The sequence below is a fragment of the Shewanella sp. BF02_Schw genome (assembly GCF_014596695.2).
Lineage (GTDB): Bacteria > Pseudomonadota > Gammaproteobacteria > Enterobacterales > Shewanellaceae > Shewanella.
Genome location: NZ_JABKAW020000001.1, coordinates 225,294 through 242,584, shown reverse-complemented (window position 1 = coordinate 242,584; position 17,291 = coordinate 225,294). Strand labels below are relative to the sequence as shown.

The 17,291-nt window shown below is 42.4% G+C and carries 12 protein-coding genes, 1 tRNA gene and 2 pseudogenes; 3 read left to right on the top strand and 12 right to left on the bottom strand.

Annotated elements, in window-relative coordinates:
• The first annotated feature begins 24 nt into the window (after positions 1–24).
• Positions 25–101: transfer RNA gene (locus HNW13_RS01250), tRNA-Ile, on the top strand.
• Between the two features lie 292 nt (positions 102–393).
• Here HNW13_RS01250 and HNW13_RS01245 read toward each other — a convergent pair.
• Positions 394–2,052: a sensor domain-containing diguanylate cyclase gene (locus tag HNW13_RS01245; protein WP_192114378.1), complete on the bottom strand. Its 1,659-nt coding sequence runs from the start codon at positions 2,050–2,052 to the stop codon at positions 394–396.
• Positions 2,053–2,445: 393 nt separating this feature from the next.
• On the opposite strand from HNW13_RS01245, the gene HNW13_RS01235 reads away from it, so the two are divergent.
• Positions 2,446–3,477 carry an IS630 family transposase gene (locus HNW13_RS01235; protein ID WP_124013279.1) on the top strand — a complete coding sequence of 344 codons (1,032 nt, stop codon included), beginning with the start codon at positions 2,446–2,448 and terminating at the stop codon, positions 3,475–3,477.
• 9 nt (positions 3,478–3,486) lie between these two features.
• On the opposite strand, the pseudogene HNW13_RS01230 reads toward HNW13_RS01235, so the two are convergent.
• Positions 3,487–3,807 (bottom strand): annotated as a pseudogene (locus tag HNW13_RS01230) (DUF599 domain-containing protein); the annotation flags it as partial.
• A 55-nt stretch (positions 3,808–3,862) separates the two neighbouring features.
• Here HNW13_RS01230 and HNW13_RS01225 point away from each other — a divergent pair.
• A complete protein-coding gene (locus HNW13_RS01225) occupies positions 3,863–5,293 on the top strand; it encodes an IS4 family transposase (protein WP_192114377.1) in 1,431 nt (476 codons plus the stop codon).
• Positions 5,294–5,298: 5 nt separating this feature from the next.
• Here the strand turns inward: HNW13_RS01225 and HNW13_RS01220 are convergent.
• The 10 genes and pseudogenes from HNW13_RS01220 to HNW13_RS01175 form a co-directional block, all read right to left on the bottom strand.
• Positions 5,299–5,658: pseudogene (locus HNW13_RS01220) on the bottom strand (DUF599 domain-containing protein); the annotation flags it as partial.
• 85 nt (positions 5,659–5,743) lie between these two features.
• Positions 5,744–6,403, bottom strand: a complete 660-nt coding sequence (locus HNW13_RS01215) for an RluA family pseudouridine synthase (protein WP_101088815.1) — start codon at positions 6,401–6,403, stop codon at positions 5,744–5,746.
• Between the two features lie 94 nt (positions 6,404–6,497).
• The gene (locus tag HNW13_RS01210) at positions 6,498–8,615 is read right to left on the bottom strand and encodes a methyl-accepting chemotaxis protein (protein ID WP_192114376.1); all 2,118 of its coding nucleotides are present in this window, start codon (positions 8,613–8,615) and stop codon (positions 6,498–6,500) included.
• A 132-nt stretch (positions 8,616–8,747) separates the two neighbouring features.
• Positions 8,748–10,022 (bottom strand): 4-aminobutyrate--2-oxoglutarate transaminase, encoded by a 1,275-nt coding sequence (gabT, locus tag HNW13_RS01205; RefSeq protein ID WP_192114375.1) that lies wholly within the window; start codon positions 10,020–10,022, stop codon positions 8,748–8,750.
• A gap of 11 nt (positions 10,023–10,033) precedes the next feature.
• Positions 10,034–11,482 carry an NADP-dependent succinate-semialdehyde dehydrogenase gene (gene gabD / locus HNW13_RS01200; RefSeq protein ID WP_192114374.1) on the bottom strand — a complete coding sequence of 483 codons (1,449 nt, stop codon included), beginning with the start codon at positions 11,480–11,482 and terminating at the stop codon, positions 10,034–10,036.
• 84 nt (positions 11,483–11,566) lie between these two features.
• Positions 11,567–12,853, bottom strand: coding sequence for an FAD-binding oxidoreductase (locus HNW13_RS01195; RefSeq protein ID WP_192114373.1), 1,287 nt, complete (start codon positions 12,851–12,853; stop codon positions 11,567–11,569).
• Positions 12,854–13,060: 207 nt separating this feature from the next.
• The gene (locus tag HNW13_RS01190; protein ID WP_101088810.1) at positions 13,061–13,876 is read right to left on the bottom strand and encodes an ABC transporter permease subunit; all 816 of its coding nucleotides are present in this window, start codon (positions 13,874–13,876) and stop codon (positions 13,061–13,063) included.
• Complete coding sequence (locus HNW13_RS01185) at positions 13,873–14,772, bottom strand: ABC transporter permease subunit (protein ID WP_101088809.1); 900 nt, start codon at positions 14,770–14,772, stop codon at positions 13,873–13,875. The genes HNW13_RS01190 and HNW13_RS01185 overlap by 4 nt, the downstream gene beginning before the upstream one ends.
• Positions 14,769–15,905: a polyamine ABC transporter ATP-binding protein gene (gene potA / locus HNW13_RS01180; RefSeq protein ID WP_101088808.1), complete on the bottom strand. Its 1,137-nt coding sequence runs from the start codon at positions 15,903–15,905 to the stop codon at positions 14,769–14,771. The genes HNW13_RS01185 and potA overlap by 4 nt, the downstream gene beginning before the upstream one ends.
• Positions 15,906–16,065: 160 nt before the next feature.
• Positions 16,066–17,166 carry a polyamine ABC transporter substrate-binding protein gene (locus tag HNW13_RS01175; protein WP_192114372.1) on the bottom strand — a complete coding sequence of 367 codons (1,101 nt, stop codon included), beginning with the start codon at positions 17,164–17,166 and terminating at the stop codon, positions 16,066–16,068.
• Between the last annotated feature and the right edge of the window lie 125 nt (positions 17,167–17,291).

The following is a 17,291-nucleotide window of genomic DNA, read 5'->3' as shown; positions in this document are numbered from 1 at the left end:
CGATAGTGACGACTATCTTAAGTCGGCCCCTTAGCTCAGTTGGTTAGAGCATACGACTCATAATCGTCAGGTCCCCAGTTCGAGTCTGGGAGGGGCCACCAATTCTGATAAGCCGTAGTAGGTTAATACCTACTACGGCTTTTTCATATCTGGCGTTCTGTGTTGTAGCAAATGTGTAGCAGATACTTAAATAAAAGTCAGTAATTGAAGGAATTTGAATCCGCTTGCCATTTTAATAGTTATGCAAATCACCAACCATCAAATAACTCCACAATAAGCGCTTATAACGCTCTTGATTAATCTGCGTGATGCATTAGAGGATAGCCATTCGGCTTAAGTAAAAACCAAGGTAACTAATTTAAGCTTCGCTATCGTATATGCCTCAGCTGCTTTCTAGCCAATAATGTCATCTACTACTATCTTGTTTCGACCCGAACCTTTGGCTTTGTACAAAGCGCTATCAGCTCGTTGGAACCACTCTTTAAAAGGCTCTTCAATACGCAGAGTTGCCATGCCGGCACTAAAGGTTAACTTGTCAATTGGCGCAAAGTCCATCTGTGAGATTTTTTGACGTAGCTCTTCAATATGTTTAAAGACCATAGCCGAGGTCGCTTCTGGTATTAAAATCACAAACTCTTCTCCTCCCCAACGACAGATGAGATTTTCTTTGCGCATATTTATAGACAGTTCATCCGCAAAACGGCACAAAATATCATCACCAACATTGTGGCCAAACTCATCATTAATCTTTTTGAAATAATCTATGTCTAATATGACTAGAGTAACAGGGAAATGATGTCGCTTAGCGCGGGAGATCTCTTTATCAACCAGAGCGCTAAAAGCTCGACGATTATAAAGCAAGGTTAACGGGTCTTTAGAGGCAAGCTGTTCAAGCTTTTCATTTTGCTGATTAAGCAGTAAGTTTTTGTCGGTGATTTCTTGAGTTCGATGATTGACCATTTGTTCTAAATGGATAGTGTGTAAATGTATTTTTTGAAGACTATCGTGGAAAGCTTTAGACAGTTGACCTATTTCATCATCTGAATCGATTATTTTTAGATAACTTTTTTTATCTTTAACAGAGGCTTTTACATCTTTGGTCAGTTGCACGATTGGTTTTGTTATTCTATTGGATAGTTCACTGATGAGTAATAAAAATATCACCATCAAAATGATCGAAGTGACTAAAACGTCGTACATAATTGTATATATAGCGTGAAAAATTTCAGACTCTTTAGTTGTGACAAACAAGGTCCAGCCAGGCAGATAATCAACTTTTGAAAATGTGACTATCTTCGATTCATTTAATTTGGCATCCCTATAACGACCGTAGCCATCATTTTGTAATTTAGTTTGTCGGACTATTTTATAAAATCCTGGATAATCAGCACTTTCTGTCATTGAAAGTTTATTCTTCATTATAAAACTTTTATTCGGATGAGAAACCATTAAGCCATTCGAGTCAGTTAACCAAGCGTAACTCTCTTTTGCGAGCTTAATTTCTGCTAATTTAGCGGAGATGATGGTGAGAGGCACCGCCACTGCAAGTGTTCCTATCCAGTTATTTTGCGTGTCTAAAATAGGTACTCCCACCATGATAACGGGGGCCTTTTCAAACCGAGTGATTACTGGCGTGCTAATATTATATTCTTTGCCCACCCATTGTTCAGCACGTATAAATGAAGAATGAGTGACTTTATTTGTATTACCTAACACATCAGTTAAATTTAAATTTTTGTCTACATAAATAGCATTAATGAAATTACCACGCCCCATTGTCATCAGCCTTTGCAGCTGTCGAGCGATAGTCGCTTTATCACCTAGCTTTGTCTTTGGGTTATTGCTGAGCATTTTTAACATAACCACATATCGAGCAAACTCTTGGCTGAGGAGGTTTGCGTGCATTTTCGAAATTTTGGTAGAGTTTTCTAATGCTAAATCCAGTACACGATCACGCTCATTGATAAATATAGTGATTAAAAGCACAGACGTGAAAGCTATCATGACTAAAGAGAAGATAGTGATAACCTTGGCTTTTATACTATGAAACATATCACCCCTGAAAACGTTTGCTTAACACACTAAAATATATATAAATCACAAAAAATTGATGACTCTTAATGGTATAGACTGGTGGTTAGCATTATGTCGTACTGATGCAATACCATTAAATAATGATTGCATAGACTTTGAATTGAACACATAAACTCACTCAAATCATCTTGCATTAAGTCATGTTATTACGCCATATCCGTTAATGTTAACAAACAATGCATGTTTTTTGGGGTTAATCTCGACGAATATAACTCGGATTTTGTTCTAAATAAGCCTGTGCTGCAGTGATAGCAACCACGGCTTTAGAATTAAATTCACGTTGGTACAAGGTATATACCCGTGATCATTGAAAATGCTTGATTTTGTCCCAAATGGGATCATCATAGCCCCATGAAACAAATTACACTCTCGCCAGAACAAAAAGTAGCATTGGAAACTCGACATAAAAGCTCGAGTGATAGGCGTGAGTGTGATCGCATTAAAGCCATTTTACTACGCGATGAAAATTGGCCAACGCCAATGATTGCCCAAGCGTTACGTATTCACGAAACGACCGTAGTTCGATACATTGATGCCTATGCTCACGACCAAAAACTCACGTGTAATAGTGGCGGCTCCTTAAGTTATCTGAGTCAAGAGCAAACTGAACTATTGATTGCACACCTGTGTGAGGTGACCTACTTGCATAGCCATCAAATAGTCGCTTATATCTCAGAACAATTTCAGATTAAGTACACAGTGTCAGGCCTCAATAAATGGCTGCATAAACATCAGTTCAGCTATAAAAACCCTAAAGGGGTTCCTCACAAATTTGATGAAGACAAACAAACGGCTTTCATTGAATATTATGAGCAACTAAAATCCTCGTTAACCCCTGATGAACCGTTATTATTTATGGATGCGGTTCATCCGACCCAAGCCACAAAAATCACCGCAGGCTGGATAAAAAAAGGCGTTGATAAACCGATAGAAACGACGGGAAGCCGAACCCGTATTAACGTGGTTGGTGCAATCCGACTTGGTCACTTAACAGAAGCGGTCATTGAGCAATATAGCAAAACGGTTAACGGTGCATCCATCATCGATTTTTTAAACCAAATTAGAGCGCGTTACTCAACAAGTGGTGTTATCCATTTGGTGCTTGATGGCGCTGGATACCATCGAAATGCCTTAGTAGTTAAAGAGGCTAAAAATCTGAATATAACATTGCATTACCTGCCGCCTTATAGTCCAAATTTAAACCCAATAGAACGATTGTGGAAGGTAATGAATAAACATGCGAGGAATGGGCAATACTTCGCAACGACAAAAGAATTCCGACGAAAAATCACTGACTTTTTTAGCATCACCCTCCCCGATATTGCCGATACACTCGGTGATACAATTAATGATAACTTTCAGAAATTAAAACCTGCAGTTTGAATTCACTTGAGTATATACCACAAATAAACTGGCTAAAATGAACATTCCTGGATGCATAAACCAGCACAGCGCCGCCATAGAGTAGTAATAAGAACGTAAGCCATAGTTATATGAATGCGCCGCTTGATCTTGTACCACGGCCATTTGCCTTGCATAGCCCAATGCATTTTTATCGCTACCGGTTTTATCTAATGGTGCCGCGCCAATCATAATATTCACAAAACCATATTGACGCATTGACCAGGTAAATTGGAAAAATGCTAGCACGAAAATCCCAGCTAAAAGAGCCAGTTTGATCCTGACTCTTCTACACAAATCTGAAGCAAAAATGAACTTTGTGACAAATCGATGATCAGATCTGGTAACTCAATCAACTTGCAGATTAATGATGTCAATTTTTAACCCAGAGCAATGGTCATACAATCACTTTAAAAACGGTTCATTTGGTGACTCACGTCGCACTGACCGTGTCATCGAAGTCGCTGCCGACATGGCGCGTTGTAGCGGTAAGTCAATCGCTTTATCATGTCGAGGTAATGAAGCTAAACTTGAAGGGGCTTATCGATTGATCCGTAATGACAACATTTCTCCAGAAGTGATTAGAGCTTCTGGTTTTCAACATACTGCAGAGCTTGCCCAGCCCTATGCTGAGATATTAGCCATTGATGACACCACTGCGTTGAGTTACAAACATCAAGTAGCAGAAGAGCTTGGCAAACTGGGGACAACAACAGATAAATCACGTGGTTGGTGGGTTCATTCAACCCTGCTATTAGACAGCTTCACGACTCAGACTATCGGGCTCATTCATCAAGAATACTGGCTTCGTCCTAATAATCCTGAAGATGCTGACGAAAAAGAAAGTGGTAAGTGGTCAGAAGCCTCCTATTTCTGCCGTCAACGCTTGGGAGACATCATGTCACGGGTAATTTCAGTGTGTGATAGAGAAGCAGACATACTGAGTTATATTCAAGATAAACAGCAGCATAATGAACGTTTCGTTGTTCGAGCGAAACATTCTAGAGCGCTGATAGAGACTGACGCTACGTTATTTGAACATCTTGAATCACAAGCCGAACTGGGTGAATACACTATCGATATCGCCCAGAAAGGGACAAAAAATAGTAAAGGGAAGCCTGTAAACCGCGTGGCAAGAAAAGCCAAGCTAACAATTAAAGTGGCACAGGTTACGTTCAAAACGAAAGGTGAGACTAAGCCAGTAAACGTGGTGTACGCTCAAGAAAAAACATCAAAAAGCGTTACTGAGCCGTTGCGCTGGGTGCTATTAACAACAGAGCCAATCGATACGTTAATTCAAGCACTTCATATTATTGATATTTACACCGCAAGATGGCGAATTGAGGATTTTCATAAAGCATGGAAAACGGGTGCAGGAGCTGAGCGCCAAAGAATGACAGAGCCTAAGAACTTAGAAAGAGCGGTTTCAATCTTAGCTTTTATCGGCGTCCGTTTACTGCAACTCAGAGAAGCCATCACCATCCCTTATTATTTACGTAAAAAAGGGCTGGTTGAGGAGGCCAAAGCAGTGGAGGCTCAACGCTGTGACACGGTACTCGAAGAAGATGAATGGAAGGTGCTAATGCGGTTTAATAAGCCTAGAGGGCATAAAGATAAAGGAGCGCCGAGTCTGAAATGGGCGTATCAATCAATCGCAAAGCTGGGTGGTTTCACCGATACCAAACGAACAGGGATCGCAAGCTGGACGGCGGTTTGGGAAGGTTGGAGTACATTACAGTCTCATGTTGTAGGCTACCGAGTCGCGAAAGAAATGATTGCTGATGGCGAGAGCTTATGAGATCTGATCAAGAGACAGAGTTTGATCTGTACCAGCGCGTGATTAGGCGACGAGGTGAAGGGAATTGAACCAATCACGGTTTCAAGCTTTTCAACCTGCGAAAATAACGTCAACACACCCGCCAGGATCAGTAAAGTTGTTGAAGCAAAGAAGGCAATATTGCGTTCTAAATTAGCCAATAATGCCGCTTCCGCTACGCGTATCTCTTTGGCTATTACCTGCGACATCCAATGAATACGTTGCTGATGCATTACTCGTGCAATGCAATTAGAGGTTTTGGCTTTACGACGGGCAAAACCGGTATACCCTATCCAACTAACTAAAAATACAATTAAAGCCAGCGAATCTAACCATGAAATCACCATGCTGATTAACCTATGTAAGAATAAATAATAGATTGATTATGCATCAGTTTTCACCATGCTTACATCAGTTTGTTACTAGAAGTGGTTAAAATGGACTTGGGCAAACAAAATCAATCCGTTGTTCTGTTACTGGATGAGTGAACGATAATGAAGTGGCATGCAACATTAATCGGTCCGACATCGCTTGCGAATAGTCATTACCATATAAGTCACAACCTAAAATAGGATGGCCTATTTGCTGGCTGTGTATGCGTAGCTGATGAGTCCTGCCGGTAATAGGGGTAAAGGTGACCCGTGTTGATAGCCCTTGTTGATGGCGTTCAATTACTTGATATTGACTGTGAGCGGGTTTACCAGTTTGCTGACAAATTTTCATAAATGGGAAATTATCACTATCTTTGGCGATCGGTAATTCAATATCACCATGTTGCTCAACCAAATCACCATATAACACTGCGGTGTAGGTTTTTGTGACAGTGCGTAGCTGAAATTGTTTAGTTAATAATCCATTAATCTCTTTGTTTAGCGCCACTAACATAATACCTGACGTACCGAAATCGAGACGGTGAACTAACGTAGCCGTTGGATAATCTTGCACTAAACGATGATGTACTGAATCCTTGTTTAATGGATTCTTCCCCGAGAGACTTAATAATCCCGTCGGTTTATTGATCAACAACAAATGTTCATCTTGGTATAAAACCTCAATGTTGCCATCGCAGGGTGGAGCAATAAATTCAGCCATAATATCTTAGTGGTAACTATCTAAGCGGGAATAATAATAGAAAAGGTGGCTTGTAAGCCACCTTTCATACTGTTCGCGCTAGGTTAAAGCAGGGTTAAGTTCGTAATCGTCCCAATTGCTGATGCTGCTGCTGAACTAAATCAGCTAGGCTGTCACTGCTCTGCTGAGCACTGTCAGCCAGCTGTGATAACTCAGCAGCCGAGTCTGAAATGCCAGTAATGTTACGATTGACCTCTTCGGTTACCGCACTCTGCTCTTCAGCTGCGGTAGCGATGTGGGTCACTTGACCTGACACTTGGTTAATTTGTTCAACGATGGCATTCAGCGATTGTAATGCTAGCTGAGTTTGCTCAACCGCTTTTTGTGCGCCTTGGGCACCTTTATCAATAATGCTCGAGGCATTTTTAACTTCTTTTTGTAACGACTCAATCAAGGTACTAATTTCATTAGTCGACGTTTGAGTTCGAGACGCAAGGGTTCTGACTTCATCAGCAACAACAGCAAAGCCTCGGCCTTGTTCCCCCGCTCTGGCAGCCTCAATAGCCGCATTTAACGCTAATAGGTTAGTCTGCTCTGCAATGGAACTGATCACCTCTAAAATACGGCTAATATTGGCGCTGCTTTGCGACACCATACCTACCGCTTGCTGAGCTTGTGCTGAATCACTCGAGACTCCCTCAACAAATACCATTGCTTGAGTTAACCGCGACTGACCGTCTTTCACATTAACCGTCATAGATTCGGTTTCCATTGCGGTTTGCTCAGAGGCTTTAGCCACTTCAAGCGCGGTGGCGCTCATTTGATTAACCGCTGTTACCACACTTTCAATTTCACCATATTGGCGATTAACACTTTCGCGTGTGTGCTTAGCAATGTCTGCCGATTTTATGCTTTCTTGTTGCGAACGGTCGGCAAGAATTTTGAGCTCGGAAATGAGATGGCGCAATTTAGCAATAAAGGCATTAATACCACTGCCTAATGCAATTAACTCCGCATGGGCATCGACTTCTATCGCTTGAGTTAAGTCGCCTTCGGCGCTGGCAAGGTTTTCGACGCGAGCTTGGATCATATTAAGCGGCGCAATAATGCTGCGAATAACCAAACTGATAATAAGCACCGCAATAACCGTGACAATAATACCGATGGTTAATAGCAAGCTGCCCAGAGACATCGCCATGTCATTCATGGCAGTATTCATATGATCTACCGCCATAAACGCTTGGGTTTTCGGCACTTCAATAATCAATGACCAAGTTGCATTAGCAATAGGGATGTTAATAGGATATGCCACGGCAATGGTGGTTGGTTCATTTACAAACCCCGATGAACTATTTAATGCCAACAGCTTTTTAGCTAATTCTGGCCCGACAGATTCACTAAAAGGTCGTGCAAATTTTTTATAATGGCTAGCAGCCACCACAAACCCTTTCTGGCTCACCAAGGTCACCTTAGCTTGTCCACCATACAAACTTTTAGATAATTGCATAATCATGGTTTGAAATATCGGCAAGTTGATGTCCACGCCAACGAGACCTTTAAATTGGTTATCCACTATAACGGGCACGGTTAACGAGGTCATGAGTGCAGTATTGCCTGGAGTGATTTCGTACAAATATGGTTCCATTAAGCACGGCTTTTTACTGTCTTTGGCACACAAGTACCACTCAGCCTCGCGAACGCCAAACTCATTTAACGTGGTAACGTATTTTTCAGCCGCTTCATCAACTTGATTCTGCTCTACTGTGCCGTCATCATTGCGGGTGTAGTAAATTTCTAATGTGCCCGCATTCGGTACACTGTGGCTTTCACCTTGAAGATAACTGTCATCGAGACCATCATAGCCATTAGGTTCAAATTGCGCATACATCGATGATATGATGTTATTTTTCTGCAATATTGCCGCAAGCGATAACTCCACCCGCTCACGACTTAAAGGATCTTTTTTTGAGGTTTGTTCCAGTAAGCCTGCAAACGAAAAGGGAACCCGATAAGCTTCATTGATAAATCCAGCAATACGCTCACCATACTCACCCGCTCTTGCTGAGAGTTTGTCATTAATCTCTTGTTGTAACGCAACCTCAACCTCTGCGGCCAGACTGGTATTCTTATCTTTTAACCCTAGCCATAAACTTAAAGAGAGTGTAATTACTGTGGCAATAAATAACGCCGAGGTGATCCATAACAACTTTGACTTAATGGATAATGCCTTCATTCAATTGAGCTCCCGCTTTAGTATTAATTTTCAGATACAATAAAGTGTAGTCAGCTTTAAAAATTAAGTAAGTATGAGATATAAAAAATCCCGTAAAAACGGGATTCTATTGATTATTTTGACAAAAAGCCGCTATTTAAACACGGTCTGAAATGTAGAGTCCATAATCGCAAGACCAGTATCAATTTGTGCATCTGGCGCAGTTAATGGTACCAGCACTCGGATAACGTTGCCGTAAGTACCACAAGACAATAAAATCAGCCCACGGTTACGTGCTTCAGCTAAAATCTTACCACTGTACTGTGGAGCAGGTTGCCCATCTTCCATTAACTCAATGGCGATCATTGCACCCAATCCACGCACATCAGCAATTTGCGGATACTTAGCTTGCATATCAGTGAGTGCCGACTTAAGCCGATGACCAACTTCATTAGCTCGGGCCAATAATTGTTCTTCTTCAAACACTTCAATAACCGCTAACGCAGCAGCGCAGGCAATCGGGCTACCACCATAAGTACCACCTAAGCCACCAGCGGTAACAGCATCCATGACTTCTGCTTTACCGGTAATACCCGACAGTGGGAAACCACCGGCTATAGACTTGGCAAAGGTAGTAATGTCTGCGGCTACGCCCATTTGCTCCATCGCAAAGAAAGTACCAGTACGACCTGCGCCGGTTTGTACTTCATCGGCAATTAACACAATGCCATGGTTGTCGCACAATTCACGTAAGCGCTTCATAAATGATGGCGTAACCGCGTAAAAGCCACCCTCACCTTGTACCGGCTCTAAAATAATTGCGGCAATATCGGCAGGCTCAGCATCATTCTTAAAAATACGTTCAATTGATGCCATAGCATCATCTTCAGACACGCCATGCATTTCACACGGAAATTCAGCTCGGAACACGTTGGCAGACATTAAGCCCATGCCTTTACTGTACGGTGCTACTTTGCCAGTTAATGCTAACGCAGCGATGGTTCGACCATGATAGCCAGAGGTAAATGCAATAACGCCTGCTCGTTTTGTATAAGCACGAGCTACTTTTACTGCGTTTTCTACCGCCTCAGAACCACTGGTAAATAAGGCGGTTTTTTTAGCAAAATCACCCGGTACCAAATGGTTAAGTTTTTCACATACCGCAATGTAACTTTCGTAACCCAACACCATAAAACATGTGTGAGAAAATGCATCTAACTGCGCTGCCACTGCCGCTTTAACTTTAGGGTGTAAATGACCAGTATTGAGTACCGCAATACCACCGGCAAAGTCGATATATTCACGACCTTCAACATCCCATACTGTGGCGTTTTCAGCACGTTCAGTAAAAATTGGGTGAATTTGCCCTACACCTTGAGCCACTGCCGCTTGGCGACGAGCCATCAATCCATCATTTGTTTTAGTCATAGCCCGCTCTCTTAAACTGACATGCAGATATATTTCATTTCAAGGTATTCTTCGATACCAAATTTTGAGCCTTCGCGGCCTAATCCAGACGATTTAACGCCACCAAATGGCGCGACTTCGGTCGAGATTAATCCGGTGTTAACGCCCACCATACCGTATTCAAGTGCTTCTGCTACTTTGTAAACCAGCGAAATATCACGGCCATAAAAGTAAGCGGCTAGGCCAAATTCAGTGTCATTAGCTTGTTTAATCACATCATCTACTGAGTCGAATTTGAATAGCGGTGCTAATGGGCCAAAAGTCTCTTCTTTGGCAACTAACATCGATTTATCAACGTCACGTAAAATAGTAGGTTCAAAGAAAAAGCCACCTAAGCTATGTGTTTTACCGCCAGTGACGATACTTGCGCCTTTAGCAACCGCATCGGCTAAATGACGCTGTACTTTAGTCACTGCATCAGCATTGATTAACGGGCCGATATTCACCCCAGTATCCACACCATTACCGACGCTTAATTTAGCCACTGCTGCAGCAAATTTTTGGGTGAATTGCTCATACACCCCTGCTTGGACATAAATACGGTTGGCACACACACAGGTTTGACCGGCATTACGGTATTTAGCAATCATTGCGCCATCAACTGCGGCATCAATATCGGCATCATTAAAAACGATAAACGGTGCGTTACCACCTAGCTCCAATGACAGTTTTTTAAGTGTTGGAGCACATTGCTCCATTAACTTAATTCCTACCGCAGTTGAACCAGTAAAAGATAATTTACGCACAATAGGGCTTTCACATAAGGCATTACCTATCGCAATCGCATCACCAGTGATAACACTAAACACACCAGCAGGAATGCCCGCACGATGTGCAAGCTCAGCTAATGCTAATGCGGTAAATGGAGTTTGCGGCGCAGGCTTAACCACCATAGTACAACCGGCTGCTAGTGCAGGCCCGGCTTTACGGGTGATCATCGCAGCAGGGAAATTCCACGGGGTAATCGCCGCAGTCACGCCAACAGGCTGTTTAATCACCGTCAGTCTTTTATCTGCTTGATGACCAGGAATGGTATCGCCATAGATACGCTTAGCTTCTTCGGCAAACCATTCGATAAACGAGGCAGCATAGGTTACTTCACCTCTTGATTCTGCCAGCGGTTTACCTTGCTCGGTCGTCATCATCAACGCTAGGTCTTCAGCATTTTCATGCATTAACTCAAACCAACGGCGTAACTTCTGGCTACGCTCTTTTGCAGTCAGCGCGCGCCATGCAGGTAAGGCATTATTGGCTGCTGTAATGGCTGCTTCGGTTTCTGCTTTGCCCATAACAGGCACATTACCGATGATTTCTTGGGTAGCAGGGTTAGCTATAGCAACCGTTTCGCCGCTGTTAGCACCCAACCATAGGCCATCGATATAACATTGTTCATGCAATAAGCTTGGATCATTTAAAATCACAATGCGCTCCTACTAAATTCTAATAAAACTCAGTTAATCATTGATTAATCAATCGTTAACAGACAGCTGATAATCAACTGATGGTTATATGCCAAACTTGTCACGTAACGTGTAATACCACGCACCTAAGGCACTAAACGGCACTCGAAGTGCATGCCCGCCAGGGAATGGATAATGCGGCAATGCGGCAAAAGCATCAAAACGTGTGGCTTGGCCATTAAGCATTTCGGCAATTAACTTACCGGCTAAATGAGTATAGGTAACCCCATGACCACTACAGCCTTGTGAGTAATAAATATTATCGCCAATACGGCCCACTTGTGGCAGGCGCGATAACGTCATTAAAAAGTTACCCGTCCAAGCATAGTCAACTTTAACCCCTTTTAACTGCGGAAAGGTCTTTAATAGTTTAGGCATAATCAAGGCTTCAACGTTGGCCGGATCGCGTGCACCATAAACCACGCCACCACCAAAAATAAGGCGTTTATCGCCAGTAAGACGGTAATAATCTAATAGGTAGTTACAGTCTTCAACGCAATAGTCTTGCGGTAGTAAACTCGCAGCCATTTCATCTGACAATGGTTCAGTGGTAATCACTTGAGTACCACAAGGCATGGATTTAGCTTGTAGCTCTGGCAATAATTTACCTAAATAAGCATTACCAGCTACCACTACAAATTTACATTTAACCTGGCCTTGTGCTGTGTGCACAACCGGTGATGCGCCATCGTCCACTTTAATGACAGCTGAATCTTCAAAAATCAATCCACCAAGTGATTCCACCGCACGGGCTTCACCTAATGCAAGGTTTAGAGGATGAATATGGCCACCGCTTTTATCGAGTAAACCACCGACATATAAATCGGTATTAACCACTTTGCGAATGCCATCCTGGTCGAGTAACTCTAATTGATTATTATGACCATGAGCTTCCCATAATGATTTTTGACTCTGTAAATGGCCCATTTGCTTGGCGTTCATGGCGGCAAAAACACCACCCTCTTTTAAGTCGCAATCAATGTTGTATTTGGCAATACGGTCACGAATAATCTGACCACCTTCGAACGCCATTTGACCAAATAGTTTAGCTTGTTCTTTGCCGACAACGCCTTCGATAGAATCAATGTCACGACTAAAAGAATTGACAATTTGACCGCCGTTTCGACCTGATGCTCCCCAGCCAATTCTTGCCGCTTCAAGCACCACAACTTTCATGCCGCTTTCTAATAAATGTAACGCAGAAGACAAACCAGTATAGCCCGCGCCAATAACACAAACATCTGTTTCAATTGTAGATTCTAAGCGAGGACGTTCGACTTTATCATTAGCCGATGCAGCATAATATGAACTAGCATGAGGTGTGGCGGACATAGCACTTCCTTTATAGGTTCAAAACGTAATTCAACTCACTCATCCTACACTTATGCAAATTTAAAAACTAGCATTAATCGCGTAATTTTTGACACTTTGTTGAATATATTAAACACCTGTGTCAGTAGAATATAGCAAATAGATTATCGAAAATAAAAAGCCACACTGACATCAGCGTGGCTTTTACATTGTGTTTATTGAGTATTGTTATTCCATCGCAATTTTAGCTTTTTTCTCTGCTCGGCGTGCAAAATACCAAGATAAGAAAGCCACTAAAGAAACCGCTAAAATAATAATCGTCGCCAGCGCGTTAATCTTAGGTGAAACCCCTAAGCGTACTGACGAAAACACCACCATAGGCAAGGTTGTAGAACCAGGACCAGAGGTAAAGCTGGCAATCACTAAGTCATCTAACGACAAGCTAAATGATAACAACCAACCGGCAATAAGTGATGGCGCTATCATTGGTATGGTGATTAAAAAGAAGGTTTTTAATCGCGTTGCACCTAAGTCCATCGCCGCTTCTTCTATCGACAAATCCAGTTCACGCAGTCTTGACGATACCACTACCGCAACATAAGCAGCACAGAAAGTAGAGTGGGCAATCCATACCGTAAACATGCCGCGCTCAGTGGGCCAGCCAAAGGTTTCTGACATTTGTACAAATAACAGTAGCAACGACAAACCAGTGATAACTTCAGGCATAACCAAAGGTGCGGTGATCATGTTAGACAAGGTTAACTTAGCCCATGAGCGTCTAAAACGGGTCATCACAAACGCTGCCATCGTTCCAATAATCACTGCCATGGTGGAGCTATAAAAGGCAATGCGTAAACTGGTCCAGACTGCATTTAATATTTGCTGGTCCTCAAATAGCTCGCCATACCATTTAGGCGAAAATCCTCCCCACACGGTAACCAGTTTTGAGTCGTTAAATGAATAGATGACCAAAATAAGCATTGGCGCATATAAAAAGATTAACCCCACCCACAACATCACTTTAGAGAAACTTAACTTCTTCATACGTCGCTCTCCATGTTGCGTGACTGATAACGGTGGAACAAAGTAATTGGGACAATCAATAACGCTAGCATAACAATCGCTAATGATGACGCTACCGGCCAGTCGCGGTTATTAAAGAACTCTTGCCACAACACCTTACCAATCATTAATGAGTCAGGACCACCCAGCAGCTCAGGAATAACAAACTCACCCACGGCAGGGATAAATACCAACATCGAGCCAGCGATTACACCGCCCATTGATAATGGCAGAGTAATTTTCCAGAAAGTATTGATACTGCTAGACCCTAAATCTGAAGCTGCTTCTAGTAAGCTTAAATCTAATTTAACAAGGGTGGCGTATAGCGGCAGAATCATAAACGGTAAGTAGGCATAAATAATACCAATGTATACTGCAAAATTAGTATTCAGCATTTGTATTGGTTCAGAAATAATACCTAACCAAGTCAAGGCGTTATTGATTAAACCGTTGTTACTTAAAATACCCATCCATGCGTATACCCGAATCAAAAAGGAGGTCCACGACGGCAACATCACCAGTAGCAGCAATACCGCCTGCATTCTTACTGGGGCGCGGGCAATGGCATAAGCCATCGGAAAACCAAGCACCAAACAGCCAAGTGTGGCAACAAAAGCCATTTTTAATGAGGTTAAGTACGCCATGTAATACATTGAATCTTGCAGCAACAATAAATAGTTACCCAGATTAACGAATATATTTAGCGCCTCATCAACATAATTAAACGTTGGCTCGTACGGTGGAATGGCAATCGCAGCAGTAGAAAAGCTCAGCTTTAATACTATGGCGAACGGTAAGGCGAAAAACAGTAACAACCATAGGTATGGAATCCCCATGGTGAGATGTCGGCCTTTGAATATTTTCAATGGATTCTTCATGAGTTTAATACAACCCCGCTGGTGTCTTCCCAACTGATGTAAACCTCATCTTCCCACGTTGGGTGATCGGCGCGGCGTTCACGGTTAATCATTGAGCATTGAACGATTTGGTTGTTTTTCAACTTAATGTAATACACCGACAAACCACCTAGATAGGCGATGTCATGCACTACGCCGTGAGCCCAGTTATATTCACTTTCGGGCTTCTGACGGCTAATAATGGTTTTTTCTGGTCGTAGGGCTAAAAATACATTTTTGTTTTCTAGACTGGTTGAAATACCGTGACCAATGTAAAACTGTTGCGATAAAGTTGGCGATTTAATAATTGCGTGGTCAACTTCATCTTTAATGATTTCACCTTCGAATAAGTTAACCGTACCAATAAACTCAGCAACCATACGGCTAGCTGGCGACTCGTAAATGTCCATTGGGCTGCCGGTTTGGGCAATCCAACCTTCATGCATAATCGAAATACGTCCGGCCATGGTCATGGCTTCTTCTTGGTCATGGGTTACCATCACGCAGGTCACACCTACCGCTTCTAAAATATCGACCACTTCTAACTGCATTTGAGTACGCAGTTTTTTATCTAATGCGCCCATTGGCTCATCAAGTAATAATAATTTAGGTCGCTTAGCTAATGAACGAGCTAAGGCGACACGCTGACGTTGGCCACCCGATAACTGATGCGGTTTACGTTTACCGTATTTGTCCATGTGCACCAGTTTAAGCATTTCTTTAACCCGCACAGCAATATCAGCCTTAGGCATCTTGTCTTGCTTCAATCCAAAAGCAATATTTTGTTCAACCGTCATGTGCGGAAATAAAGCATACGATTGGAACATCATATTAATAGGGCGTTCGTACGGTGGCATATCAGTAATGTCGACACCATCAAGAAAAATACGCCCTTCAGTTGGCTTTTCAAAACCCGCGAGCATGCGTAACAAGGTTGATTTACCAGAACCTGAACCACCCAAAAGCGCAAATATTTCGCCACGGTTAATGGTTAACGAGACGTCGTCTACTGCACGCACATCATCGAAAAGTTTGCTGACACGCTCAATTTTGAGCAGCACTTTATCTTGCGTCTTTGTGGTTGGTTTATTAGTGACGCTCGAGGTGTTTACCATAATACTGCTCCGCCTTTTGGAGTATGCGTACCGCAACAGAACAGCCTGTTTCTGGGCACACGTAACAATCTGTTAAAGTGGCAAAATTAGCCAATAAATACATCAATACTGCTATAAAAACAGGGCGAGAGGGCTCGCCCTGAGTGCTAGTGAGGTTAGGTTATTGACCTGACTTCACTTTGGTCCATGCACGCGTTACTACACGTTGAATTTTTAATGGACGAATATCGCCAATGTACAACTTATCAATTACCGACTGTGGTGGGTAAATGGCTGGGTCATTACGAATCGCTTCGTCAACTAAGGCTTGTGCTGGAGAGTTAGGGTTAGCGTAAGCAACATAGTTACTGATAGGTGCAATCACTTCAGGGCGAAGTAAATAGTTAATCAGTTTATGGGCGTTATCTACGTTAGTGGCATCTTGTGGGATGGCTAACATATCAAACCATAAGTTGGCGCCTTCTTTTGGAATAGAATAGCCAATCTTATTACCGTTACCGGCTTCATCAGCACGTGCAGCAGCCTGGAATACATCACCAGAGAAACCAAACGCGACACAGATATCGCCGTTAGCTAAGTCTGAAATGTAGCGCGATGAGTGGAAGTAAGTGACGTAAGGACGTACTTTTTCCAACACTGCGGCGGCTTTTTCATAATCAGCAGCATTTTTACTGTTTGGATCTAAGCCTAAGTAAATCAGGGCTTGAGGTAACATGTCGTCGGCAGAATCAAGCATCGAGAAACCACATGAGCCAATTTTTTCAGCATACTTAGGGTTAAAGATAAGCTCTAAAGAATCAAATGGCGCATCTTCACCTAATACCGCTTTCACTTTTTCGATATTATATCCAATACCGTTAGTGCCCCATAAATACGGAATTGCGTGCTCATTGGCCGGATCAGCTTTTTGTAGTTGTTTCATTAAATCAGGCTTTAAGTTGGCATAATTAGTCAACTTAGCGCGATCAAGCTTTTGAAATGCACCCGCTTTAATTTGCTTAGCTAAAAAGTGATTAGACGGAACAACAATGTCATAACCGCTGTGGCCAGAAAGTAATTTCGCTTCAAGTACTTCATTACTGTCAAACACGTCATAAATAACATGAATACCGGTTTCTTTCTCAAAATTGGCTAAGGTATCTTCGGCAATATAATCCGACCAGTTGTACATTTTAACCACTTCCTGAGCCTGAATAGCAGTGCTTGAAAACACACCCGCAGTAATTAAGGCCAATGTGGATAGTTTGTTTAATAGCTTCATACTTTCTCCCTGTTGGATAATGGTCAGAATGGTACTGACATTTGTTTTTTTCGCTAGGTCTTACCAGCGTGTAAAATCTTCTTTCTAATGAAAGAAATTATCCAATGCTACAACTTAACTATGCA

Excerpts from the sequence above, each read along its gene's own strand:
- HNW13_RS01245 (WP_192114378.1), bottom strand. The coding sequence starts at position 2,052 with ATGTTTCATAGTATAAAAGCCAAGGTTATCACTATCTTCTCTTTAGTC.
- HNW13_RS01235 (WP_124013279.1), top strand. The coding sequence starts at position 2,446 with ATGAAACAAATTACACTCTCGCCAGAACAAAAAGTAGCATTGGAAACT.
- HNW13_RS01225 (WP_192114377.1), top strand. The coding sequence starts at position 3,863 with ATGATGTCAATTTTTAACCCAGAGCAATGGTCATACAATCACTTTAAA.
- HNW13_RS01215 (WP_101088815.1), bottom strand. The coding sequence starts at position 6,403 with ATGGCTGAATTTATTGCTCCACCCTGCGATGGCAACATTGAGGTTTTA.
- HNW13_RS01210 (WP_192114376.1), bottom strand. The coding sequence starts at position 8,615 with ATGAAGGCATTATCCATTAAGTCAAAGTTGTTATGGATCACCTCGGCG.
- gabT (WP_192114375.1), bottom strand. The coding sequence starts at position 10,022 with ATGACTAAAACAAATGATGGATTGATGGCTCGTCGCCAAGCGGCAGTG.
- HNW13_RS01195 (WP_192114373.1), bottom strand. The coding sequence starts at position 12,853 with ATGTCCGCCACACCTCATGCTAGTTCATATTATGCTGCATCGGCTAAT.
- HNW13_RS01190 (WP_101088810.1), bottom strand. The coding sequence starts at position 13,876 with ATGAAGAAGTTAAGTTTCTCTAAAGTGATGTTGTGGGTGGGGTTAATC.
- HNW13_RS01185 (WP_101088809.1), bottom strand. The coding sequence starts at position 14,772 with ATGAAGAATCCATTGAAAATATTCAAAGGCCGACATCTCACCATGGGG.
- potA (WP_101088808.1), bottom strand. The coding sequence starts at position 15,905 with ATGGTAAACACCTCGAGCGTCACTAATAAACCAACCACAAAGACGCAA.
- HNW13_RS01175 (WP_192114372.1), bottom strand. The coding sequence starts at position 17,166 with ATGAAGCTATTAAACAAACTATCCACATTGGCCTTAATTACTGCGGGT.